Origin of the sequence: Lysinibacillus sp. GbtcB16, assembly GCF_019091145.1 — a bacterium.
Lineage (GTDB): Bacteria > Bacillota > Bacilli > Bacillales_A > Planococcaceae > Lysinibacillus > Lysinibacillus fusiformis.
On sequence record NZ_JAGXJV010000004.1, the window covers coordinates 33,742 to 56,920 of the forward strand.

The 23,179-nt window shown below is 39.2% G+C and carries 22 protein-coding genes and 2 other annotated features; all 22 genes read right to left on the reverse strand.

Annotation, left to right across the window (positions count from 1 at the left end; all coding sequences use genetic code 11):
• Positions 1–73: 73 nt before the first annotated feature.
• Positions 74–2,152 carry an elongation factor G gene (gene fusA / locus KVT27_RS16330; protein WP_036121615.1) on the reverse strand — a complete coding sequence of 693 codons (2,079 nt, stop codon included), beginning with the start codon at positions 2,150–2,152 and terminating at the stop codon, positions 74–76.
• An 80-nt stretch (positions 2,153–2,232) separates the two neighbouring features.
• Positions 2,233–2,703 carry a 30S ribosomal protein S7 gene (rpsG, locus tag KVT27_RS16335; RefSeq protein WP_025116448.1) on the reverse strand — a complete coding sequence of 157 codons (471 nt, stop codon included), beginning with the start codon at positions 2,701–2,703 and terminating at the stop codon, positions 2,233–2,235.
• A gap of 148 nt (positions 2,704–2,851) precedes the next feature.
• Positions 2,852–3,271 (reverse strand): 30S ribosomal protein S12, encoded by a 420-nt coding sequence (gene rpsL / locus KVT27_RS16340; RefSeq protein WP_008181595.1) that lies wholly within the window; start codon positions 3,269–3,271, stop codon positions 2,852–2,854.
• 98 nt (positions 3,272–3,369) lie between these two features.
• On the reverse strand, positions 3,370–3,618 hold the full coding sequence (locus KVT27_RS16345) for a ribosomal L7Ae/L30e/S12e/Gadd45 family protein (protein ID WP_025116449.1): 249 nt from the start codon (positions 3,616–3,618) through the stop codon (positions 3,370–3,372).
• Positions 3,619–3,756: 138 nt separating this feature from the next.
• Positions 3,757–7,440, reverse strand: a complete 3,684-nt coding sequence (gene rpoC, locus KVT27_RS16350) for a DNA-directed RNA polymerase subunit beta' (protein ID WP_036121619.1) — start codon at positions 7,438–7,440, stop codon at positions 3,757–3,759.
• Positions 7,441–7,643: 203 nt separating this feature from the next.
• Entirely contained in the window at positions 7,644–11,219 is a 3,576-nt protein-coding gene (gene rpoB, locus KVT27_RS16355; protein WP_008181590.1) for a DNA-directed RNA polymerase subunit beta, read from the reverse strand.
• Positions 11,220–11,461: 242 nt separating this feature from the next.
• Positions 11,462–12,064, reverse strand: a complete 603-nt coding sequence (locus tag KVT27_RS16360; RefSeq protein ID WP_025116452.1) for a class I SAM-dependent methyltransferase — start codon at positions 12,062–12,064, stop codon at positions 11,462–11,464.
• 76 nt (positions 12,065–12,140) lie between these two features.
• A complete protein-coding gene (gene rplL, locus KVT27_RS16365) occupies positions 12,141–12,500 on the reverse strand; it encodes a 50S ribosomal protein L7/L12 (RefSeq protein ID WP_008181586.1) in 360 nt (119 codons plus the stop codon).
• A 73-nt stretch (positions 12,501–12,573) separates the two neighbouring features.
• Positions 12,574–13,074, reverse strand: coding sequence for a 50S ribosomal protein L10 (gene rplJ / locus KVT27_RS16370; protein ID WP_036121626.1), 501 nt, complete (start codon positions 13,072–13,074; stop codon positions 12,574–12,576).
• 32 nt (positions 13,075–13,106) lie between these two features.
• Positions 13,107–13,252, reverse strand: a sequence feature (ribosomal protein L10 leader region).
• A gap of 54 nt (positions 13,253–13,306) precedes the next feature.
• Positions 13,307–14,005, reverse strand: a complete 699-nt coding sequence (gene rplA, locus KVT27_RS16375) for a 50S ribosomal protein L1 (RefSeq protein WP_031416727.1) — start codon at positions 14,003–14,005, stop codon at positions 13,307–13,309.
• Positions 14,006–14,121: 116 nt separating this feature from the next.
• Positions 14,122–14,547, reverse strand: coding sequence for a 50S ribosomal protein L11 (gene rplK, locus KVT27_RS16380; RefSeq protein WP_004233593.1), 426 nt, complete (start codon positions 14,545–14,547; stop codon positions 14,122–14,124).
• 230 nt (positions 14,548–14,777) lie between these two features.
• Positions 14,778–15,311 (reverse strand): transcription termination/antitermination protein NusG, encoded by a 534-nt coding sequence (gene nusG, locus KVT27_RS16385; RefSeq protein WP_036121629.1) that lies wholly within the window; start codon positions 15,309–15,311, stop codon positions 14,778–14,780.
• Between the two features lie 335 nt (positions 15,312–15,646).
• A complete protein-coding gene (gene secE / locus KVT27_RS16390) occupies positions 15,647–15,832 on the reverse strand; it encodes a preprotein translocase subunit SecE (protein ID WP_025116455.1) in 186 nt (61 codons plus the stop codon).
• Positions 15,833–15,881: 49 nt separating this feature from the next.
• Positions 15,882–16,028 carry a 50S ribosomal protein L33 gene (gene rpmG / locus KVT27_RS16395; RefSeq protein WP_075807303.1) on the reverse strand — a complete coding sequence of 49 codons (147 nt, stop codon included), beginning with the start codon at positions 16,026–16,028 and terminating at the stop codon, positions 15,882–15,884.
• A gap of 76 nt (positions 16,029–16,104) precedes the next feature.
• Entirely contained in the window at positions 16,105–16,752 is a 648-nt protein-coding gene (sigH, locus tag KVT27_RS16400) for an RNA polymerase sporulation sigma factor SigH (RefSeq protein ID WP_025116456.1), read from the reverse strand.
• A gap of 68 nt (positions 16,753–16,820) precedes the next feature.
• On the reverse strand, positions 16,821–17,333 hold the full coding sequence (locus KVT27_RS16405; RefSeq protein WP_008181857.1) for an NYN domain-containing protein: 513 nt from the start codon (positions 17,331–17,333) through the stop codon (positions 16,821–16,823).
• A 2-nt stretch (positions 17,334–17,335) separates the two neighbouring features.
• On the reverse strand, positions 17,336–18,088 hold the full coding sequence (rlmB, locus tag KVT27_RS16410; RefSeq protein WP_036147906.1) for a 23S rRNA (guanosine(2251)-2'-O)-methyltransferase RlmB: 753 nt from the start codon (positions 18,086–18,088) through the stop codon (positions 17,336–17,338).
• 7 nt (positions 18,089–18,095) lie between these two features.
• On the reverse strand, positions 18,096–18,509 hold the full coding sequence (locus KVT27_RS16415) for a Mini-ribonuclease 3 (RefSeq protein WP_012296087.1): 414 nt from the start codon (positions 18,507–18,509) through the stop codon (positions 18,096–18,098).
• Between the two features lie 5 nt (positions 18,510–18,514).
• Positions 18,515–19,915 (reverse strand): cysteine--tRNA ligase, encoded by a 1,401-nt coding sequence (gene cysS / locus KVT27_RS16420; protein WP_036147905.1) that lies wholly within the window; start codon positions 19,913–19,915, stop codon positions 18,515–18,517.
• Positions 19,912–20,562 (reverse strand): serine O-acetyltransferase EpsC, encoded by a 651-nt coding sequence (gene epsC, locus KVT27_RS16425; protein WP_036121638.1) that lies wholly within the window; start codon positions 20,560–20,562, stop codon positions 19,912–19,914. The genes cysS and epsC overlap by 4 nt, the downstream gene beginning before the upstream one ends.
• 189 nt (positions 20,563–20,751) lie before the next feature.
• Positions 20,752–20,971: a binding site (T-box leader), on the reverse strand.
• Between the two features lie 50 nt (positions 20,972–21,021).
• On the reverse strand, positions 21,022–22,482 hold the full coding sequence (gene gltX, locus KVT27_RS16430) for a glutamate--tRNA ligase (RefSeq protein ID WP_036121641.1): 1,461 nt from the start codon (positions 22,480–22,482) through the stop codon (positions 21,022–21,024).
• Between the two features lie 88 nt (positions 22,483–22,570).
• Positions 22,571–23,047: a 2-C-methyl-D-erythritol 2,4-cyclodiphosphate synthase gene (gene ispF, locus KVT27_RS16435; RefSeq protein ID WP_036121644.1), complete on the reverse strand. Its 477-nt coding sequence runs from the start codon at positions 23,045–23,047 to the stop codon at positions 22,571–22,573.
• Positions 23,048–23,179: the final 132 nt, after the last annotated feature.

A 23,179-nucleotide genomic window follows, 5' to 3' on the forward strand; every position in this document is an offset into this window, starting at 1 on the left:
AGAACGGGCCCATCCCCTATCCTGCAATCATAGCTTACAAATTAGTTATACTTTATGCAAGATGAAAATTCAATTATTCACCTTTATTTTTTTTGATGATTTCAGCAGCAATTGATTTTGGTACTTCTTCATAATGATCGAATGTCATTGAGAATACACCACGACCTTGCGTTGCAGAACGAAGAGTCGTTGCATAACCAAACATTTCTGCTAAAGGAACCATAGCACGAACAACTTGTGAGTTACCGCGAGCATCCATACCCTCAACGCGACCGCGACGAGAAGTAATGTTACCCATGATATCACCAAGGTATTCTTCTGGAATTACAACTTCTACTTTCATCATTGGTTCTAAGATAACAGCATCACATTGTTTAGATGCTTCTTTAAGAGCCATAGATGCAGCAATTTTGAACGCCATCTCATTCGAGTCAACGTCATGGTAAGAACCGAATACTAATTTCGCTTTAATATCGATTAGAGGGTAACCAGCTACTACACCGCGGTCAAGAGAGTCACGAAGACCAGCTTCAACTGCAGGAATGTATTCACGAGGAATTACACCACCAACGATAGCGTTTTCGAATTCAAAGCCTTTACCTTCTTCATTTGGAGAGAACTCAATCGTTACGTCACCATATTGTCCACGACCACCAGATTGGCGAGTGAATTTACCTTGAACTTTTGCAGAGCCACGGAATGTTTCACGGTAAGATACCATTGGAGCACCTACGTTAGCTTCTACTTTAAATTCACGGCGCATACGGTCAACTAAGATATCAAGGTGAAGTTCACCCATACCTGAGATGATTGTTTGTCCAGTTTCTGTGTCAGTGTGAGCACGGAAAGTTGGATCCTCTTCTTGAAGTTTTTGTAAAGCTTGACCCATTTTATCTTGGTCAGCTTTTGATTTTGGTTCTACAGAAAGAGAAATTACTGGCTCAGGGAATTCCATTGATTCAAGAATAACTAGGTTTTTCTCGTCACAAAGAGTATCACCAGTAGTAGTATCTTTAAGACCTACTGCTGCTGCGATGTCCCCAGCGAATACTTTAGAAATCTCTTCACGAGAGTTAGCGTGCATTTGTAGGATACGACCTACACGCTCACGTTTACCTTTAGAAGAGTTTTGTACGTATGAACCTGAATCTAATGTTCCAGAGTACACACGGAAGAACGTTAATTTACCTACGAATGGGTCAGTCATAACTTTGAATGCAAGAGCTGAGAATGGCTCCTCATCAGAAGATTTACGTTCTAACTCTTCGTCACCATCAACAGAAGTACCTTTGATTGCTGGTACATCTACTGGAGATGGTAAGTAATCGATAACAGCATTTAACATTGGGCGTACACCTTTGTGTTTGAACGCTGTACCACAGATTACTGGGTAGAATTCTACTGCGATTGTAGCACGACGGATTGCCGCTTTAAGTTCCGCAACAGTGATTTCTTCGCCTTCTAAATATTTTTCCATGATATCTTCATCAACACTTGCAACAGCATCGATTAATTTTTCACGGTATTCTTCAGCTTGTGCGCGGTATTCTTCAGGAATTTCTCCCTCAGTTACTGCTGTACCTTTTTCGTCACCATAGAAAGTAGCTTTCATTTCAACCAAGTCAATGATTGCAGAGAACTGATCTTCAGCGCCGATTGGTAATTGAATAGGGTGAGCGTTTGCTTGTAAACGATCATGTAGAGTTCCTACAGAATATAAGAAGTCTGCACCTGTTTTATCCATTTTGTTAATGAATACAATACGTGGAACACCATAAGTTGTAGCTTGACGCCATACAGTTTCAGTTTGAGGCTCAACACCAGATTGAGCATCTAGTACTGTAACAGCACCGTCAAGTACGCGTAATGAACGTTCTACTTCTACAGTGAAGTCTACGTGTCCAGGCGTATCGATGATGTTTACACGATGGCCTGCCCATTGGGCTGTTGTTGCTGCAGAAGTGATTGTAATACCACGTTCTTGCTCTTGCTCCATCCAGTCCATTTGAGAAGCGCCTTCATGAGTTTCACCGATTTTGTGAATCTTACCAGTGTAATAAAGGATACGCTCAGTTGTTGTTGTTTTACCAGCATCAATGTGAGCCATGATCCCAATATTACGAGTATTCTCAAGTGAGAATTCGCGTTTCATAGGAAATTTCTCCTTCCATATTGGGGTAAAGACTGTATAAGAGACCTTGTGCTAACCAATCCGTTAACACATAGGTTATATTACCAGCGGTAGTGAGCGAATGCTTTGTTCGCTTCTGCCATTTTGTGCATATCTTCACGTTTCTTAACTGATGCACCAGTGTTGTTAGAAGCATCAAGAATTTCGTTAGCTAAACGCTCTTCCATAGTTTTTTCACCACGAAGACGAGCATAGTTAACTAGGTAACGAAGACCTAAAGTTGTACGACGTTCTGGACGAACTTCAACCGGTACTTGGTAGTTAGAACCACCAACACGGCGAGCGCGTACTTCAAGAACTGGCATTACGTTATTTAGAGCAGCTTCGAATACTTCAATTGGATTTTCACCAGAACGTTCTTTAACAATTTCGAACGCACCGTATAAAATCTTTTGAGAAGTACCTCTTTTACCATCAACCATCATTTTATTGATTAAACGAGTTACTAGTTTTGAACTATAAATTGGATCTGGTAACACGTCACGTTTGGAAACAGGACCTTTACGAGGCATGTGTTTTCCTCCTTTCGAATAAATATCGATTATTTTATAAGTTTGCCTTTTTATATTCGTCAATCAAATATCAAATCTGCTAGCAAGATTCAATATTTGTGACAATTAGTATAAGGCTCAGTTTTAAATAACGTTATTGAACGTTAAATTATTTTTTTTCTTTAGGGCGTTTTGTTCCGTATTTAGAACGTGATTGTAAACGACCGTTTACACCAGCTGTATCAAGAGCTCCACGTACGATATGGTAACGAACACCCGCTAAGTCTTTTACGCGTCCGCCACGGATAAGAACAACACTATGCTCTTGTAAGTTGTGGCCTTCACCTGGGATATAAGCTGTAACCTCAATTTGGTTAGTTAAACGTACACGAGCGTATTTACGTAACGCTGAGTTTGGTTTACGAGGTGTCATTGTACCAACACGAGTACAAACACCACGTTTTTGAGGAGATTTAACATCAGTTAAAGATTTTTTAAATGAGTTATATCCTTTGTTTAACGCTGGTGATTTTGATTTCGTGCTTTTAGATTGACGAGGCTTACGTACTAATTGGTTAATTGTAGGCATCGATTTTTCCTCCCTTCATTTATTCCTTGTTAATACCACACATCCAGGTGGTTCATTTTTTGGGTAAAAACAAAGTCTTTGTGTTTAATACACAAAAACTACTCTCCAGTAATTGCAACTACCGCAGCTCCAACGTGGATTCCACAGGCCTTGCCCAGTTCCTTTTTGGACTCAACAAGAATAACTGGTATACCGATTTCTCTCGCGAAAGATATGGCCAAATCGGTTACCCAATTGTCTGCATCAAGTGCCACAAGGAGTTCTTTCACTGAACCGGCTCGCATTGCTTTTACTGCTTGCTTTGTACCTATGATTGTTTGACTAGTCCTTACTTTATCATAAGACATTTTCATATCCTCCGAAGTACAGACAGTTAACTATCAACCTTCAATATATTATCATTACCATTTTATACTGTCAACTAATATCTTTAAAAAGTCCGAAGAGATGGCGTAATTCCATCTCTTCGGCACTATTATTAATGTTTATTCAGCAGAAACGACTTCTGTGTCAAGCTCATCTTTTTCGATGCGGATTTGACGGTAACGTTGCATACCAGTACCTGCAGGAACAAGTTTACCGATAATTACGTTCTCTTTTAATCCAAGAAGCTCGTCACGTTTACCCTTAATTGCTGCATCTGTTAACACACGTGTTGTTTCTTGGAACGAAGCTGCAGATAAGAATGATTCTGTTTCAAGAGAAGCTTTTGTAATACCTAGAATTACAGGACGACAAGTAGCAGGATTTTTGCCATTCATAACAGCATCTGCGTTTGCCTCTGCAAATTGGTGGATATCTAGTAATGAACCTGGTAATAAATCTGTATCTCCAGCTTCAATTACACGTACTTTACGAAGCATTTGGCGAACCATTACTTCGATATGTTTATCTCCAATTTCTACCCCTTGCATACGGTATACTTTTTGAACTTCTTTTAATAAATATTCTTGAACAGTTGAAACGTCTTTGACTTTTAACAATTGTTTTGGATCGATAGAACCCTCTGTTAAAACTTGACCACGCTCTACATTATCACCTTCGATAACTTTTAAACGTGCATTATAAGGCGCTTGATACTTACGAGTTTCTACGTCACCTTGAACAGTGATTTCTTTTAAGCCCTCACGGATTTCTGTGATATCTGAAACAGTACCTGCGATCTCTGAAATAACAGATTGACCTTTTGGATTACGTGCTTCAAAGATCTCTTGGATACGTGGAAGACCTTGTGTAATATCGTCCCCGGCAACCCCACCTGTATGGAATGTACGCATTGTTAACTGTGTACCTGGTTCACCGATTGATTGAGCTGCAATAATACCAACTGCCTCTCCTACCTCAACCTTTTCACCTGTTGCTAAGTTCATGCCGTAACATTTTTTACATACGCCATGTTTTGTATTACATGTAAATGCTGAACGAATAGTCACTTCTTCAATACCAGCTTCAATAATTGCACGAGCCACATCTTGATCGATTAAACCATCTTTGTTTAGAATCACTTCACCAGTTTCAGGGTGTAAGATTGTTTTCTTCGTATGACGACCAACAATACGCTCATCTAGAGCCTCGATTAGCTCTGTGCCTTCCATTAATGCACCAATTGTTAAACCACGGTCAGTACCACAGTCATCTTCGCGCACAATTACATCCTGTGCAACGTCAACAAGACGACGTGTTAAGTAACCTGAATCGGCAGTTTTTAGGGCTGTATCGGCAAGACCTTTACGAGCACCGTGAGTTGAGATGAAGTACTCTAATACTGTTAAACCTTCACGGAATGAAGATTTAATTGGTAGTTCGATGATACGACCAGCCGGGTTGGCCATCAGACCACGCATACCTGCTAACTGTGTAAAGTTAGATGCGTTACCACGGGCACCTGAGTCAGACATCATGAAGATTGGGTTTGTTTTCTCAAGAGACTTCATTAGTTTCGCTTGGATTTCATCTTTGGCAGCACTCCAGCTTGAGATAACACGGTCATAACGCTCATCTTCTGTGATGAAACCACGGCGGAATTGCGCTTGAACTTTATCTACTTTTTCTTGAGCTACTGCTAAAATTTCACCTTTGTCAGGTAATACGACGATATCAGATACACCAACAGTAATACCAGCACGTGTTGAATACTTGAATCCAAGGTTTTTCATGCGGTCAAGCATTTTAGATGTTTCAGTAATGTGGAAACGTTTAAATACTTCAGCAATGATATTTCCTAAGAACTTTTTACGGAATGGATTTACAACTGGTACAGATTCAAAATGCTTGCGCAATACAGCTGTACGTTGTGCGTCTATTTTCCCTTTTTCATCAAGGCTATTATAAGCACTATCTGATTCAAGCTCTTTTAGTGTATCTTCGTCAATTGTTAATTTTGCAAAGTATTTTTCTGGTGTCACTTGCTCTAAGTTAAAATCAGTCGGCTCATTGATATAAGGGAATGATTCAGGCAAGATTTCGTTAAAGATTACTTTACCGACAGTCGTTAATAGGAACATATTATTTTGTTCCTCTGTGAATGTTGGGTTATTTAATGAACTAGCTTTAATAGCAATACGTGTATGCAAATGCACATGACCTGTATCATATGCGATTAAAACTTCGTTTGGACCGTAGAAAATAGTACCTTCTCCACGTGCATTTTCACGTTCAAGCGTTAAGTAGTAGTTTCCTAATACCATATCTTGTGAAGGTGTTACTACCGGTTTACCGTCTTTTGGATTCAGGATGTTTTGCGCAGCAAGCATTAAAAGACGAGCCTCAGCTTGAGCTTCAGCAGACAATGGTACGTGAACCGCCATTTGGTCACCATCGAAGTCAGCGTTATATGCTGTACATACTAATGGGTGAAGACGAATAGCACGACCTTCTACTAGTGTTGGTTCAAATGCTTGAATACCAAGACGGTGTAGCGTTGGTGCACGGTTAAGTAATACTGGATGCTCACGGATAACATCTTCTAATACATCCCAAACGTCGTTGTTTAAACGTTCGATTTTACGTTTAGCAGATTTAATGTTATGAGCAAGACCACGTTCTACTAATTCCTTCATAACGAACGGCTTGAATAATTCAATAGCCATTTCTTTAGGTAGACCACATTGGTACATTTTTAAGTTTGGACCTACTACGATAACGGAACGACCAGAATAGTCAACACGCTTACCAAGTAGATTTTGACGGAAACGACCTTGTTTACCTTTCAACATATGTGAAAGTGATTTTAGTGGACGGTTACCAGGACCTGTTACAGGACGTCCTCGACGACCATTATCAATTAACGCGTCAACAGCTTCTTGTAACATACGTTTTTCGTTTTGTACGATGATGCTTGGAGCACCTAAATCTAATAAACGTTTTAAACGGTTATTACGGTTGATAACACGACGGTATAAATCGTTTAAATCTGAAGTTGCAAAACGGCCACCATCTAATTGCACCATTGGACGAAGCTCAGGTGGAATTACAGGTAGTACATCTAAAATCATCCATTCAGGTGAGTTACCTGAGTTACGGAATGATTCAACAACCTCTAAACGTTTGATAGCACGAGTACGTCTTTGACCTTGTGCAGATTTTAACTCTTCTTTTAAAGAATGCGTCTCATCTTCTAGGTCAATTTTGGCTAATAATTTTTTAATTGCTTCTGCACCCATTGCAGCTTCGAATGTATTTCCGAATTTTTCGCGGTATGCACGGTACTCTTTTTCTGAAAGTAATTGTTTGCTTTCTAGATTCGTCGCACCAGCCTCAATCACAACGTATGAAGCAAAATAAATAACTTCTTCAAGTGCACGCGGTGACATATCTAAAATTAGACCCATACGGCTAGGAATACCTTTGAAGTACCAGATATGAGAAACTGGTGCAGCTAATTCGATATGACCCATACGTTCACGACGAACTTTAGCACGCGTTACTTCAACACCACAGCGGTCACAAACTACGCCTTTATAGCGAACACGTTTATATTTACCACAATGACATTCCCAATCCTTAGTTGGCCCAAAAATACGCTCACAGAATAAACCATCTTTTTCTGGTTTTAACGTACGGTAGTTAATTGTTTCAGGTTTTTTAACCTCACCATATGACCAAGAGCGAATCTTGTCAGGGGATGCTAAACCAATTTTCATATATTCAAATTCATTAACGTCTATCAAGGAGCCTACCTCCCTCTAGTATAGGTCTTTATAAAGACTCTTTTACGCAGCTCGATAATCGTTTGCAAAGAATTACCTCTTTGACAAAGGATTAGAAATAGAATGATGTATTAAAAGAAAAAGCCAGGCAGGGCGTTAAATCCTGCCCGGCTAATTTGAAAAATAAGTTTGACCTTATTCACTAATGTGAATATTGGTTTCCATTATTCAAAAGACTCTACTGGCTCTTCTTGAGTATCTGGCTGTGGTGCGATGTTAAGTGCATCAGCTGGTTGAAGATCTTCTTCTTCGTCTAAATCACGAAGCTCTACTTCTTCATCATTAACTGTTAGCATCTTAACGTCCATACCAAGAGATTGAAGTTCTTTAATCAATACTTTGAATGACTCAGGAACGCCTGGCTCTGGTACACTTTCACCCTTAACGATGGCTTCATATGTTTTCACACGACCAACAACGTCATCGGATTTAACTGTTAAGATTTCTTGAAGGGTATAAGCGGCACCGTATGCTTCAAGTGCCCATACTTCCATCTCACCAAAACGTTGTCCACCAAATTGCGCTTTACCACCAAGTGGTTGCTGCGTAACAAGTGAGTAAGGACCTGTTGAACGCGCGTGAAGTTTATCGTCAACCATGTGAGCAAGTTTGATCATATACATGATCCCAACAGATACACGGTTATCAAATGGTTCACCAGAACGGCCATCATACAGGATTGTTTTACCGTCACGGTTCATCCCTGCTTCTTCCATTGTTTCCCAAACGTCTTCTTCATTCGCACCATCAAATACTGGTGTTGCCATGTGGACGCCTAGGTAGCGAGAAGCCATACCTAAGTGTAACTCTAAAACTTGTCCGATATTCATACGAGAAGGTACACCAAGTGGATTTAACATGATATCTACTGGCGTGCCATCTGGCATGAATGGCATATCTTCTTCTGGCAAGATACGAGAGATAACCCCTTTGTTACCGTGACGTCCGGCCATTTTGTCCCCAACGCGAATTTTACGTTTTTGAACAATATAAGCACGAACTAATTGGTTAACACCTGGTGGTAATTCATCGCCATCTTCACGGTTAAATACTTTAACATCCAGAATGATACCGCCAGCACCGTGTGGTACACGTAATGATGTATCACGAACCTCACGAGCCTTTTCACCGAAAATAGCATGTAATAAACGCTCTTCAGCCGTTAATTCTGTAACCCCTTTAGGCGTTACTTTCCCTACAAGAATATCACCATCGCGTACTTCCGCACCGATACGGATAATACCACGTTCGTCTAGGTTACGAAGTGCATCTTCACCGACATTTGGAATATCACGAGTGATTTCTTCAGGTCCAAGCTTTGTATCACGAGACTCTGACTCATATTCTTCAATATGAACAGATGTATAAACATCGTCTTTTACAAGGCGCTCACTCATAATAACAGCATCCTCATAGTTAAAGCCGTTCCAAGTCATGAATGCAACAAGTACGTTACGTCCAAGAGCTAATTCGCCTTTTTCCATTGATGGACCATCTGCTAAAATATCGCGAGGCTTCACGCGTTCACCAACTTTTACAAGTGGACGTTGGTTATATGAAGTACCTTGGTTTGAACGAATGAATTTTTGTAATTTATATTTTGTTAAATCGCCTTTAACCTCTTTGCCATCTACAACTTCAATGCGGCGAACATGGATAGAGCGAGCCTCAACGTGCTCAACAATACCATCATACTTCGCTACTACAGCTGCACCAGAATCACGTGCATCCACATGTTCCATACCCGTACCAACGAATGGTGCTTCTGGGTTAAGAAGTGGAACTGCTTGACGTTGCATGTTTGCACCCATAAGTGCACGGTTAGAGTCATCGTTTTCTAAGAATGGGATACACGCAGTCGCTGCAGAAACTACTTGTTTAGGAGATACGTCCATGTAGTCCATTTGAGCTTTATTGAATACTGTGTTATCACCACGGAAACGACCTACTACTTCGTCCTTTGCAAAACTGCCATCTGGATTTAATAGTGAGTTTGCTTGTGCTACGTAGTAGTTATCTTCTTCATCAGCTGTTAGGTAATCAATTTGTTCCGTTACTTGACCTGTTTCGTGATCAATACGACGGTAAGGCGTTTCGATGAAACCAAATTTATTTACTTTAGCGAAAGAAGATAATGAGTTGATTAAACCAATGTTTGGACCCTCTGGTGTCTCGATTGGACACATACGACCATAGTGAGAGTAGTGAACGTCACGTACTTCGAAACCAGCACGCTCACGTGTTAAACCACCAGGCCCTAATGCAGATAATCGACGCTTATGCGTTAATTCTGCTAATGGGTTTGTTTGGTCCATGAATTGTGATAATTGAGAGCTTCCGAAGAACTCTTTAATTGACGCAATTACTGGACGGATATTAATTAATTGTTGTGGTACGATAGCCGCTGTGTCGTTAATAGACATACGCTCACGTACTACACGTTCCATACGAGATAAACCGATACGGAATTGGTTTTGCAGTAACTCACCTACAGAACGTAGACGACGGTTACCTAAATGGTCAATATCATCTGTTGCTCCTACTTGATAAAGCAGGTTGAAGAAATAGCTTACTGAAGACAGTACGTCAGCAGGTGTAATATTTTTCACTTCTTCATCAATATAGGCATTACTAATGATATTAATTTCTTTTTGTGCTTCATCTTTCGGTGCATAAATTTTAATAGATTGGATTGTTACATCATCCTCAAGTACTCCACCAACTTGTGATAAAGTACGGAAACCAATACCTTTCGAAGAATCTTCTAGGTAAGGTAGGATTTTATCTAAAGTACGGCGATCAAGCACTGTACCTTTCTCTACTAAAATTTCGCCTGTTTCTGGATCTACAAGCGTTTCAGCAATCGTTTGGTTGAATAAACGATTTTTAATATGAAGCTTTTTATTCATTTTGTAGCGTCCAACATTCGCTAAATCATAGCGTTTTGCGTCGAAGAAACGAGAGTATAATAAACTTTTCGCACTTTCAACTGTTGGTGGCTCACCTGGACGTAAACGCTCGTAGATTTCTAAAAGTGCTTTTTCAGTACTTTCAGAGTTATCTTTTTCTAACGTATTACGTAAATACTCGTTATCACCGATAATATCGATAATTTCTTGGTCTGAGCCAAAACCTAATGCACGAAGTAATACGGTTACTGGTAACTTACGAGTACGATCAATACGTACATAAACTACATCTTTTGCATCCGTTTCATACTCTAACCATGCACCACGGTTTGGAATTACTGTAGCCCCAAAACCTTTTTTACCGTTCTTATCCGTTTTATCATGGAAATACACACTTGGTGAACGAACTAATTGTGAAACGATAACACGTTCAGCACCATTGATAATGAACGTACCTGTTTCAGTCATTAATGGGAAATCACCCATGAAGACATCTTGTTCTTTCACTTCGTCTGTTTCTTTGTTGTAAAGACGTACTTTCACGCGTAATGGAGCTGCGTAAGTAACATCTCGCTCTTTACACTCATCAACATCATACTTAGGATCACCTAATGAATAATCGATGAATTCTAATGAAAGATTACCTGTAAAGTCCTCGATCGGCGAAATGTCACGGAACATTTCACGTAAACCTTCTTCAAGGAACCACTCGTAAGACGCCGTTTGAATCTCAATCAGATTTGGAAGCTCAAGCACCTCTTTAATACGCGCAAAGCTTCTACGCTGGCGGTGTTGTCCGTACTGAACTAGTTGACCTGTCAACTCATTCACCCCTCAATAAAGCGATATTAGGTCTTTGCAAAATCATACAAATAGTGTATGATTTCGAAAGACAAAAAGAAAACGAGTCTTCAAAAAGATCTCATTTTCGGTTAACTAAACTTATCTTGGCAAGTATACCCATATTAAAACAATTCTATACAAAAAGGGCATACGACCTCAAAATAATATTTTTGCATTGTATCATATTATCATAGCCGATTTGTCAAGTCAATAAATTATACATATTTCATTTATTTTTTTGCACGTACTATCCAGTATCCTTTTTTCTTCTCGACAACATCGACTTCGGAAAATTTACCTTCTAGGTAACTTACTGTCGATGGCGCTCCTTGTTTCTTCTGAATCACTACCCAAAGCTCTCCAGATGACACTAGTCTATCATAAGCTCCATCGTAAAAGCGGAAAATCGTTTCCTTCCCTGCACGAATTGGTGGATTCGTTAAGATAGCTGCTGCTTCTATATCTTTATCAACCATCGATAGGCCGTCACTCACAAATATTCGCACATTTTGAACACCGTTCACTTGCGCATTTTTTTGCGAAAGCGCAACTGCGCGTTCATTTATATCCATCATACAGACGGTACGGTCTGGATTTGCTTTGGCGATGGATAATCCTATCGGCCCATAACCACAACCTATATCAAAAATCGCACCATCAATATTAGGCATTTGAAAAGCGTCTATTAAAACACGGGATCCAAAATCTACTTCGCTTTTACTAAATACACCTGCATCCGTTTCAAATGAAAACGTATGCCCTAGTAATTTGAATGTCCAGTGACGAGGTTTACTCTCAGTTTGAGGATTACTTGTATAATAGTGATCTGACATTTTCACGCCTCCTCAGAATGAAGAAAAAAGCTCGCCAATATGACGAGCTTTCCTTTTGTTTAAAAGTAACGCGAGATTACTTAACTTCTACAGATGCGCCAACTTCTTCAAGTTTAGTTTTGATTTGTTCAGCTTCATCTTTAGAAACGCCTTCTTTAAGAGCTTTAGGAGCGTTATCTACAACTTCTTTAGCTTCTTTAAGACCTAAACCAGTGATTTCGCGAACCACTTTGATTACTTTAATTTTTTCTGCACCAGCAGATGCTAATACTACGTCGAATTCTGTTTTCTCTTCAGCTGCAGCAGCACCGCCAGCAACTACTGCTACAGGAGCAGCAGCTGTTACACCGAATTCTTCTTCGATAGCTTTTACTAAATCGTTTAATTCAAGAACTGTCATAGCTTTGATAGCTTCTAAGATTTGCTCTTTGTTCATTATAATTTCCTCCTAATTGGATAATGTTTTATTTTTTTGCGGTCAGGCCGCGGAAGTTTTTGGGCGTATTAAATTACGCGCCTTGTTCTTCTTTTTGTTCTGCAACAGCTTTTGTTGCAAGTGCGAAGTTACGCACTGGAGCTTGAAGTACAGATAAAAGCATAGAAAGTAGACCTTCGCGTGATGGAAGTTCTGCAAGTGCTTTAACATCTTCAACAGAAGAGATTGTACCTTCGATAATACCAGCTTTAATTTCTAAAGCTTCGTTTTTCTTAGCGAACTCATTGATGATTTTAGCAGGCGCTACAACATCTTCATTTGAGAACGCAATTGCGTTAGGACCAACTAATACGTCGTTGATTCCTGCAAGACCAGCAGCTTCAGCAGCACGACGAGTTAAAGTGTTTTTGTATACTTTGAACTCAACGCCAGCTTCACGAAGTTGTTTACGAAGCTCTGTTACTTGTGCAACATTAAGACCACGGTAATCCACTACTACTACAGAAGAAGCACTTTGGAATTTCTCAGTAATCTCTTGAACTTGTACTTGTTTGTTTTCGATTGCTTTGCTCATGATGACACCTCCTATTAGAATGGGTCATTTATACCGACAAAAGAAAAGCCCCTACGTCAAATAGACACAGAGGCTGAAAGTCATCATCTTTAAATAAGAATCTGAATTCCGATGTCCTCGGTAGGAACATTAAGTGACAAGTCACTCCTACTGTCTACGGTACAAATGGATAATTCACAACAGCAACGATTATATCATGTAACCACCGCTGTTGTCAATATATATATTTAAATTATTTTACTACTACGTTAGCAGCGTCAATTTTAACAGCTGGACCCATTGTAGTTGTAATATTTACAGATTTCATGTAAGTACCTTTAGCTGCAGCAGGTTTTGCTTTTTGAACTACATCAAATACAGCTAAGAAGTTTTCTACTAATTTTTCTGCAGAGAAAGAAACTTTACCGATAGGAGCGTGGATGATACCAGCTTTATCAGCACGGTATTCTACTTTACCAGCTTTGATTTCTTCGATAGCTTTTGTTACATCGAAAGTAACTGTACCAGTTTTAGGGTTTGGCATTAAGCCTTTAGGTCCTAATACACGACCAAGTTTACCAACTTCACCCATCATGTCAGGAGTTGCTACGATTACATCGAAATCAAACCAACCTTGTTGGATTTTTTGGATGTACTCTGCATCACCTACATAGTCAGCACCAGCAGCTTCAGCTTCTTTTAGTTTTTCACCTTTTGCGAATACTAATACGCGTTGAGTTTTACCAGTACCGTTTGGTAGCACTACTGCACCACGGATTTGTTGGTCGTTTTTACGAGTATCAATACCTAAGCGAAAAGCAACTTCTACAGTAGCGTCGAAGTTTACTGTGCTAGTTTTTTGAGCAAGTTCGATTGCTTCTTGTGCACTATATAGTGAGTTACGATCAATTAATTTAGCTGCATCTTGCAGTTTTTTACCTTTTTTAGCCATTATATATTTCCTCCTTGATTGTGGTTATAGCGGATTTTACCTCCCACGAATAAAGGTTGCGTGTTCACAAAGAAACTTCGCAACCTTCCAAAAAACAAAACATCAAGTAACTGGGATTAGTCTTCGATAACAATACCCATGCTTCGTGCAGTACCTTCTACCATTAACATAGCAGCTTCTACTGAAGCAGCGTTAAGGTCTGGCATTTTAGTTTCAGCGATTTCGCGAACTTTATCACGTTTAACCGTTGCCACTTTTTTACGATTTGGTTCACCAGATCCAGATTGGATACCAGCTGCTACTTTAAGTAGAACCGCTGCAGGTGGAGTTTTTGTAATGAAAGTGAAAGAACGGTCCTCGAATACTGAAATTTCAACTGGAATAATAAGACCAGCTTGGTCAGCAGTACGCGCGTTGAATTCTTTACAGAATCCCATGATGTTCACACCCGCTTGACCTAATGCAGGACCAACCGGTGGAGCTGGGTTAGCTTTACCAGCAGGGATTTGAAGTTTTACAACTTTAATAACTTTTTTAGCCACGAGACACACCTCCTTAAGTCCGTGATGTGGTAATTGGGTTGCCCCTCCCACTCAATATCTGTCTGTCAGCTAAGTGCCGATAACATTAAAATTATCATTACAGACGTCAAACAAAAGTATGACAGTCTGACCTATGAAATGATACCACTTTTAATTTTTTTAAGCAAGTGGTAATTAACAAAATCTGCGAAACATCTACCAATTGGCATGTCACAGTTCTAGTAATTGAACTATAATTTTTGAATTTGTTCGAAGTCTAGCTCCATAATTGTTTCGCGACCAAACATATCAACAGACACTTTCACTTTTCCTTTTTCTGTGTCAATTTCTTCAACACGTCCTTGGAAATGAGCAAATGGCCCTTCTAATACTTCAACCGCTTCACCAATAGAGATATCTACTTCGACAACTTTATCAGTCATACCCATTTGCTGTAGTAGGCGATCCGCTTCTTCTGGTAGTAAAGGTGTTGGTTTTGCTCCTCCACCAGATGATCCGATAAATCCTGTTACACCCGGCGTATTACGCACTACATACCAAGAATCATCTGTCATAATAAGCTCTACTAATACATAACCTGGGAAAACTTTACGCATCATTGTACGCTTTTTCCCATCCTTCATTTCTGTTTCCTCGTGTTCAGGAACAATCACTCGGAAGATTTTATCTTGCATTCCCATTGTTTCTACACGTTTCTCTAGGTTTGCTTTTACTCGGTTCTCATACCCTGAATACGTATGAACAACATACCAATTTTTCTCCATAACTACTAGGACTCCTCGTCCGTCCCTCCCTTACAAATAAAAGTGAAAATGAATCGCGATATGCTAGATGCATTTCTTACTCTTTTCACAAACATCTCATGTAGACATAGCCTTTCCCTATTAAGAAAGCCTGATGATATGTATCGAAACTAGCATAGTCATCTATTGCTACTATCATACTTATCATAATGAGATTATCTTACTGCCATTCACTTCACCCATATCACTTGCCCACAAAGATGGAATTGTCTGCTGAATGAAGATAAAACAAACGAAAAAACCCGTTATTGCATTGGACGGGCTATTTCATAAGTATTAACATGCTATTTACTAAATTATAAATCTAAGTACCAGCGGAATAATGATGAAATACCTAAGTCAACTAACACAAAAAATAAAGCCATAACGACAACAGTTGAAATAACAACGACTGTATATTTAGTCAACTCTTTACTTTTTGGCCAGCTTGTTTTGCGCATTTCTGACATTACATCACTGAAAAAGCCTTTGATCTTGCCCATTCTAGCTTAACCTCCGAATCAATCAAAATCTGTCTATTTACATATCATTTTATAGCGTTTGTTTATGCACTGTATGTTCATTGCAATGCGAGCAAAATTTCTTTAATTCGAGGCGTACAGTGGAGCCTTCTTTAGCCGGGAACGTGTAATTTCTCGATCCACATTTCTCGCAATTTAGCACGACTTTTTTTGCCATATACTCACCTTTTTCGGCACTTTGTCTTTTTAAGACTAACACCTATATTTGTCAATGTCAATAAAGCCTCTGCCCTCTAAGACATTTCCTCAAGGACTAAATGTCGCTCTAATTTACGCTTCACTCGCTGCAAAGCATTATCAATCGATTTCACATGACGATTTAATTTTGCAGAAATTTCATGATATGATCGGCCATCTAGATATAGAGCTAAAACCTGTAACTCTAGTTCACTTAAAATCTCACTCATTTTCTCTTCTAAATAACCAAACTCTTCTCTATGAATTATTAATTCTTCTGGATCATCCATGATAGCGCCTGTTAAAACATCCATGAGCGTTCGGTCTGATTCTTCATCAAAAATAGGCTTGTCCAAAGAAATATAAGAGTTAAGAGGTATATGCTTTTGCCTAGTAGCCGTTTTAATAGCGGTAATTATTTGCCTTGTAATACATAGCTCAGCAAAAGCTCGGAAAGAGGCAAGCTTATCCCCTTTAAAATCACGAATCGCTTTATACAAACCGATCATGCCCTCTTGCACGATATCTTCCTTATCAGCACCAATTAAGAAATAGGATCTTGCCTTCGCTCTAACTAACAAACGGTATTTCGTAATTAAATAATCCAACGCATCTGTATTACCTTGATGCACCATTTCAATAAGTTCTTCATCATTGAATCGTTCAAAATCTTGTGTCACTTGTACAATGCTATTTTTAAACATGGTATCACCTCAGCCACAACAGATAATTAGGAACAGTATAACGGAATTGGAAAATATGCGTCAATCAATCATTTCAATCCACGTCTCCATTTTTCGAATGCTATCGCCACATCTGGCTTTAATTCTATACGTGAAGGTGGTCTACTTTCTTGTTTCCTTTTCACATCGTGCGATATTTTATGCTGGATAATGCTTGTATCTATTTCTAGTTCTCTAGCTGATTTTCTCAAGGCTCCATTTCCAAAAATAACACTTTGCTCTGCCATATCGGAAGTTGCTACGTGTATTTGTACATTTCTAGCCTTAAGTTCATGCGTCATTTTTTCAATACGTTCATCTGCCGTTTCATTTTTCCGAGTATAAATGACTTCAACATCACTTTCTAAATAAGATTGCTCTACGCCTGGAACTAGATGTGCGTCAAAAACAATAATTACACGCCAACCCATAGCTGCTTTATATTCAGCCATAAGTTCTATCAACCTTTTGCGTGCATCCTCAAAATTTGTATCCCGCAATGGTCGAAGCTCTTTCCAGGACCCAATCATATTATAGCCATCCACTAGCAAAATGTTTTTCATTGTTACTCAATCGCTTCTTGACGTTTACGATACACTTCGTACATTAATAGCGCTGCAGCTACTGAGGCGTTCAATGATGTCACATGTCCTACCATCGGTAAATGATACAAGAAGTCACATTTCTCTTTTAATAAACGCCCCATTCCCTTACCTTCACTACCGATAATGATAGCCAACGGTAATGTTGCATCCATTTTTCGATAGTCTACAGAGCCCTTTGCATCTGTACCAGCAATCCATACACCTCGATCTTTTAGTTCATCTACTGTTTGAGCTAAATTGTTTACACGGACTACAGGAACGTGTTCAATAGCGCCTGTTGATGCTTTCGCCACGACAGCTGTTAAACTCACTGAACGGCGCTTAGGAATAATAATACCGTGCGCTCCTATTGCATCAGCAGTTCTCATAATTGAACCTAGATTATGTGGATCTTCAAGCTCATCTAAGATTAAGAAAAAAGGATCCTCTTGTTTCTTTGCGGCTGCAGTAAATAAATCCTCTAGTTCAGCATACTGATAAGCTGCAACAGAAGCAACAATCCCTTGATGATTTGCACTTGATAATTGATCGACTTTCTTTTTCGGAACAAACTGAACGATCACTCCGCGTTCTCTAGCTAAATCTAGCAGTTCGTTGACACCCGATTTTTTTACACCCTCTGCAATCCATACTTTATTCATATCGCGTCCTGAACGAAGTGCTTCTAACACTGGGTTTTTACCTGCAATAATTTCTCCATTTTGTTCTGTCATTATAATTCTACACTCCTTTCGATTCCTCGATGATTTGAATAGCATATGCGATGATTTCATAGACGCGTTCAAGTTCATTTAATAAATATAAACTACCAAGTACCGCCTCAAAGCCTGAGCTATTTCGATAAGTTTGAACATCTGTATTTTTTGGTACAGAGCCGGACTTGGCATTACGTCCCCGGCGGAACACTGCCAACTCCTCCTCTGTTAAATAATTCTCATCCATCATACGATGAACAATCATAGATTGTGCTTTTGCCGAAACGTAACGTGTTGCCTCTCGATGAAGTGTATTCGGTTTAACTCGACCTGAACGTAGTAAGTGTTCTCGTATCTTTTGCTCCAATACGGCGTCACCCATATAGGCTAACGCCAACGCATTTAATTGCTTAACATCTTCATTGCGAAGTTTATCCAACTTAATTACCCTCGTTTCCATCTAGTTCCTTGTCGCGTATCTTCTAAAATGATACCTTGGGCTTGCAAATGGTCACGAATCTCATCAGAACGAGCAAAATCACGATTTTTACGTGCCTCTACACGTTCTTGTAGTAATGCATCAATTTCTTCGTCTAATAATTCCTCTTCTTTTGCAAATTTAATACCTAAGACGTCACCTAGTACTTCAAAAGTTTCAATAAAAGTTTCTAGTACTTTCTTGCAAGTATTCGTTTCGTTTAAATAAATATTAGCAATACGAGCTAACTCAAATAATACCGAAATTCCGTTAGCAGTATTAAAATCATCATCCATTGCCTCTTCAAATTGCGCTTTTTGTTCAGTAATTTTATTAAGCCACTCATCTGAGTGATCGCCTAAGCTGACAGTAGTCGTAAGGCGATGCTTCACATTGTTGTAGGCTGTACGAATGCGCTCTAAGCCAGCTGCAGCTGCCTCTACTAAATCCTTCGCAAAATTAATGGGATGGCGATAATGTACAGATAACATAAAGAACCGTAGAACTTGTGGATCAATTTGTTTACGAATATCATTCACCAGAATAAAATTCCCAAGAGATTTAGACATCTTTTCATTATCAATATTAATATAACCATTATGCATCCAATAACGTGCAAATGTTTTATCATTATGAGCTTCTGATTGTGCAATTTCATTTTCGTGGTGGGGGAAAGTTAAATCCTGTCCGCCAGCGTGAATATCAATAGTATCTCCTAAATGCTCACGAGCCATTACAGAACATTCAATATGCCATCCTGGACGGCCATTGCCCCAAGGACTTTCCCAGAAAATTTCTCCTGGCTTCGCTGCCTTCCATAAAGCAAAATCCAATGCATCGTCTTTTTTCTCGCCAGCTTCAATACGTGCACCGATTTTTAAATCATCTACTGATTGATGTGATAATTTACCATAGCCATTAAACTTGCGCGTTCGGTAATATACATCACCTGCTGACTCATAAGCATAGCCTTTTTCAATTAAGATTTGGATAAACTGAATGATATCAGTCATATGCTCCGTAACGCGTGGGTGAACATCTGCCTTTTTGCACCCTAATGCAGTAACATCTTCAAAGTACGCAGCAATAAAGCGCTCTGTTAACTCATGCACTTCTTCACCAAGCTCATTGGCAGCCTTAATAATTTTATCGTCTACATCCGTAAAGTTGGATACAAACTTTACATCATAGCCTTTATATTGGAAATAGCGGCGTACTGTGTCATAAACTATAACAGGACGTGAATTCCCTATATGGATATAGTTATAAACGGTAGGACCGCAGACATACATTTTCACTTTGCCTTCTTCTAGCGGCACGAAGGTTTCTTTTTGTCGTGTTAATGAGTTGAAAATTTGAATACTCATTGTGTCTCTCTCTCCTTTTGTAAGCGTTCAATTTCTTGCTTTAATTCAATGATCTGCTTCTCAAAAGCTTGACAGCGATCTTCCACAGGATCAGGTATATTTTGATGATCTAGTTTTTTCTCTAGACGAACTCCATCCTTAATCACTATTTTACCAGGTATACCGACCACGGTGGCATTTGGCGGCACCTCTTTTAAAACAACCGATCCCGCACCAATCTTACTATTCTCGCCAACTGTAATAGAACCTAATACTTTAGCACCTGTTGCTACAAGGACATTATCCTCTAATGTAGGGTGGCGTTTCCCCTTTTCTTTCCCTGTACCCCCTAGAGTTACACCTTGATACAATGTAACGTTATCACCAATTTCACATGTCTCACCAATGACAACACCCATTCCATGGTCGATAAAAAAACGGCGGCCAATTTTCGCGCCAGGATGAATTTCAATACCAGTAAAAAAGCGGCTTATTTGTGAAATGGCACGAGCCATGAAATAAAAACGTTTTTTAAAGAACCAATGAGCCACTCGATGTGCCCATGTGGCATGCAAACCGGAATATGTTAGTATCACTTCAAAAACACTACGCGCTGCTGGATCATTCTCAAAAATGGTTTCCACATCTTCTTTCATCCTTTTAAACACAAAAACTCCCCCTTTTTATGTTGGTCTTGCTCAAATTCCTAGAAATCCTTCACACAGAGTTGTCACTGTTGTCAATTTTCTTTAGAATTCTCTGCCTAAGATGATGTGGCATGTTTGTTTGAAATGCATCCCTCTTCATCAATGAATGAAGATAAAATAAAAAACGCCCCTATCATCCCTAAAAGGAATGACAGAGACGCTTGAATTTGCGTGGTTCCACTCTGATTGAAGACAAAAAGCCTCCCACTCTGGACGTTCTTTAACGAGAACGAATCGATAAAGCCTACTATAGTTCAGCTTTATGCTCAAAGGTGCATTTCAGTTTTGCCTAGGCTCAGACCACTTTCAGCCGGTGATGGTCCTCTCTTTAGAGCATGCGCCACTTACTTCTCCTTATCAACGCTTTACCAATGTAAATACATTTTACAACGAACGAATCAATTGTCAATGAATTTCTATTTATTGCGCAAATTTTTCTACACGATCAATTGCTTTCTCTTTACCAATTAAGCAAATTGCATTTGGGAGCTCAGGTCCATGTGTTTCACCCGTTGTGACAACACGGATCGGCATAAATAAATTTTTACCTTTATGACCTGTTGTTTTCTGCACAGCTTTTATAGCTGCTTTTACTGCATCTGGCGTAAATTCTTCTAATTCTTCAAGTTGCGTCTTGAATGCAGCCATTACCTCAGGTACTTGTTCTCCTGCTAAAACAGCTTTGGCTTCTTCATCATATTCAATATGGTCTTTAAAGAATAGGCTAGATAATTCAACAATCTCTGAACCAAAGCTCATTTGGTCATGGTAAAGCCCAATTAAATCCGTTGCCCATGCATGTTGCTCCGCTGTAAGTTCCTCTGGTAAGAGTCCAGCTTTTTGTAAATGTGGTAAAGATAAAGCAACCACTTCTTCTAAAGATAGTTTTTTAATATATTGATTATTCATCCATGTCAACTTTTGTTTATCGAACATAGATGGTGATTTAGAAAGACGCTTTTCATCAAAGATTTTAATAAATTCTTCTTTAGAGAAAATTTCCTCTTCCCCTTCTGGAGACCAGCCAAGTAAAGCAAAGAAGTTGAACATTGCTTCTGGAAGATACCCTAAATCCTTATACTGAGTAACAAATTGAATAATGGATTCATCACGTTTTGATAGCTTTTTACGGTTTTCATTAATAATTAATGTCATATGGCCGAAGCGTGGATACTCCCAACCAAATGCATCAAAAATCATCATTTGTTTTGGCGTATTAGATAAATGCTCTTCACCACGGAAAACATGGGAAATTTCCATGAAGTGATCATCTAGAACTACAGCATAGTTATACGTTGGAATTCCGTTTGCTTTTACAATTACCCAGTCACCAATGTCTTTAGATTCAAATGTAACTTGTCCACGGACTAAATCTTCAAAATCATAAGTCACATTTTCTGGTACGCGCATACGAATTGTGTATGGCTCACCTGCTGCTTCTTTAGCAGCAACTTCCTCAGTAGATAGATGACGGCATGTACCATCATAAGTAGGAGCTGCTACACCTCTTGCTTTTTGTTCCTCACGAGATGCTTCCAGTTTTTCTGAAGAACAGAAGCATTTATAGGCTGCACCTTGCTCTAATAGCTTTTCAGCGTGCTCTTTATAAATATCAAGACGCTCCATTTGACGATAAGGCGCATAAGGTCCACCAATATCAATGGACTCATCATATTCAATACCTAACCATTTTAGGTTATCTAGCTGAGATGCTTCTCCACCCTCTACATTACGTTCAATATCCGTATCTTCAATACGTACAATGAATTTACCGTTATGATGTTTTGCATATAAATAATTGAATAATGCTGTACGTGCCCCACCGATATGTAAAAAACCTGTTGGAGATGGCGCGTAACGAACGCGAACTTCTTTCGTCATATTAAAAGCCTCCTAAATTTTCGATCAAAATTGACTTTGTTCATTTTACCACTCTGTAACTGGAAATAAAAGCGGAGTTCACTCACATTTACTTCTTCATCAAAAGAATCGTTGCCATCGCTGCTATACCTTCCTCACGACCAGTAAAACCTAGACGTTCAGTTGTAGTCGCTTTGACATTTACCTGTGACGGCTCAGCATGTAATAATTGTGCAATACGATTTTGCATTTGCTCAATATATGGTGCCATTTTTGGTCGTTGAGCCATAATTGTACAATCCACATTCCCTAGAATATATCCTTTATCCTCAACAATTTTCCAAATGTATTCTAATAATTTGGCTGAATCCGCGTCCTTAAAAGCTGGATCTGTATCTGGAAAATGACGTCCAATATCTCCTTCGCCAATTGCTCCTAGCGCTGCATCTGTCACTGTGTGTAATAAAACATCTGCATCTGAATGTCCAACTAATCCTTTTTCATGTGGAATAGTAATACCACCGATAATTAATGGACGCCCTTCTTCAAATGCATGTACATCAAAACCTTGTCCAATTCGAAACATATGATAGAGAGACTACGTTAGCAATACATGTGGATTTTATTGCTCCTAGTTTGCCTATAATGCAGTCTCATTCACCTTCCTTCACTATTATCTATTTACTCACTATTATACCCTCACATTTTAACATATTTC

What these genes read in the sequence shown, in the direction of transcription:
- fusA (WP_036121615.1), bottom strand. Translation starts at nt 2,152, where the DNA reads ATGAAACGCGAATTCTCACTTGAGAATACTCGTAATATTGGGATCATG.
- rpsG (WP_025116448.1), bottom strand. Translation starts at nt 2,703, where the DNA reads ATGCCTCGTAAAGGTCCTGTTTCCAAACGTGACGTGTTACCAGATCCA.
- rpsL (WP_008181595.1), bottom strand. Translation starts at nt 3,271, where the DNA reads ATGCCTACAATTAACCAATTAGTACGTAAGCCTCGTCAATCTAAAAGC.
- KVT27_RS16345 (WP_025116449.1), bottom strand. Translation starts at nt 3,618, where the DNA reads ATGTCTTATGATAAAGTAAGGACTAGTCAAACAATCATAGGTACAAAG.
- KVT27_RS16360 (WP_025116452.1), bottom strand. Translation starts at nt 12,064, where the DNA reads ATGTCAGATCACTATTATACAAGTAATCCTCAAACTGAGAGTAAACCT.
- rplL (WP_008181586.1), bottom strand. Translation starts at nt 12,500, where the DNA reads ATGAACAAAGAGCAAATCTTAGAAGCTATCAAAGCTATGACAGTTCTT.
- rplJ (WP_036121626.1), bottom strand. Translation starts at nt 13,074, where the DNA reads ATGAGCAAAGCAATCGAAAACAAACAAGTACAAGTTCAAGAGATTACT.
- rplA (WP_031416727.1), bottom strand. Translation starts at nt 14,005, where the DNA reads ATGGCTAAAAAAGGTAAAAAACTGCAAGATGCAGCTAAATTAATTGAT.
- nusG (WP_036121629.1), bottom strand. Translation starts at nt 15,311, where the DNA reads ATGGAGAAAAATTGGTATGTTGTTCATACGTATTCAGGGTATGAGAAC.
- secE (WP_025116455.1), bottom strand. Translation starts at nt 15,832, where the DNA reads ATGGGCAAGATCAAAGGCTTTTTCAGTGATGTAATGTCAGAAATGCGC.
- rpmG (WP_075807303.1), bottom strand. Translation starts at nt 16,028, where the DNA reads ATGGCAAAAAAAGTCGTGCTAAATTGCGAGAAATGTGGATCGAGAAAT.
- sigH (WP_025116456.1), bottom strand. Translation starts at nt 16,752, where the DNA reads ATGTTTAAAAATAGCATTGTACAAGTGACACAAGATTTTGAACGATTC.
- KVT27_RS16405 (WP_008181857.1), bottom strand. Translation starts at nt 17,333, where the DNA reads ATGAAAAACATTTTGCTAGTGGATGGCTATAATATGATTGGGTCCTGG.
- rlmB (WP_036147906.1), bottom strand. Translation starts at nt 18,088, where the DNA reads ATGACAGAACAAAATGGAGAAATTATTGCAGGTAAAAACCCAGTGTTA.
- cysS (WP_036147905.1), bottom strand. Translation starts at nt 19,915, where the DNA reads ATGAGTATTCAAATTTTCAACTCATTAACACGACAAAAAGAAACCTTC.
- gltX (WP_036121641.1), bottom strand. Translation starts at nt 22,482, where the DNA reads ATGACGAAAGAAGTTCGCGTTCGTTACGCGCCATCTCCAACAGGTTTT.
- ispF (WP_036121644.1), bottom strand. Translation starts at nt 23,047, where the DNA reads ATGTTTCGAATTGGACAAGGTTTTGATGTACATGCATTTGAAGAAGGG.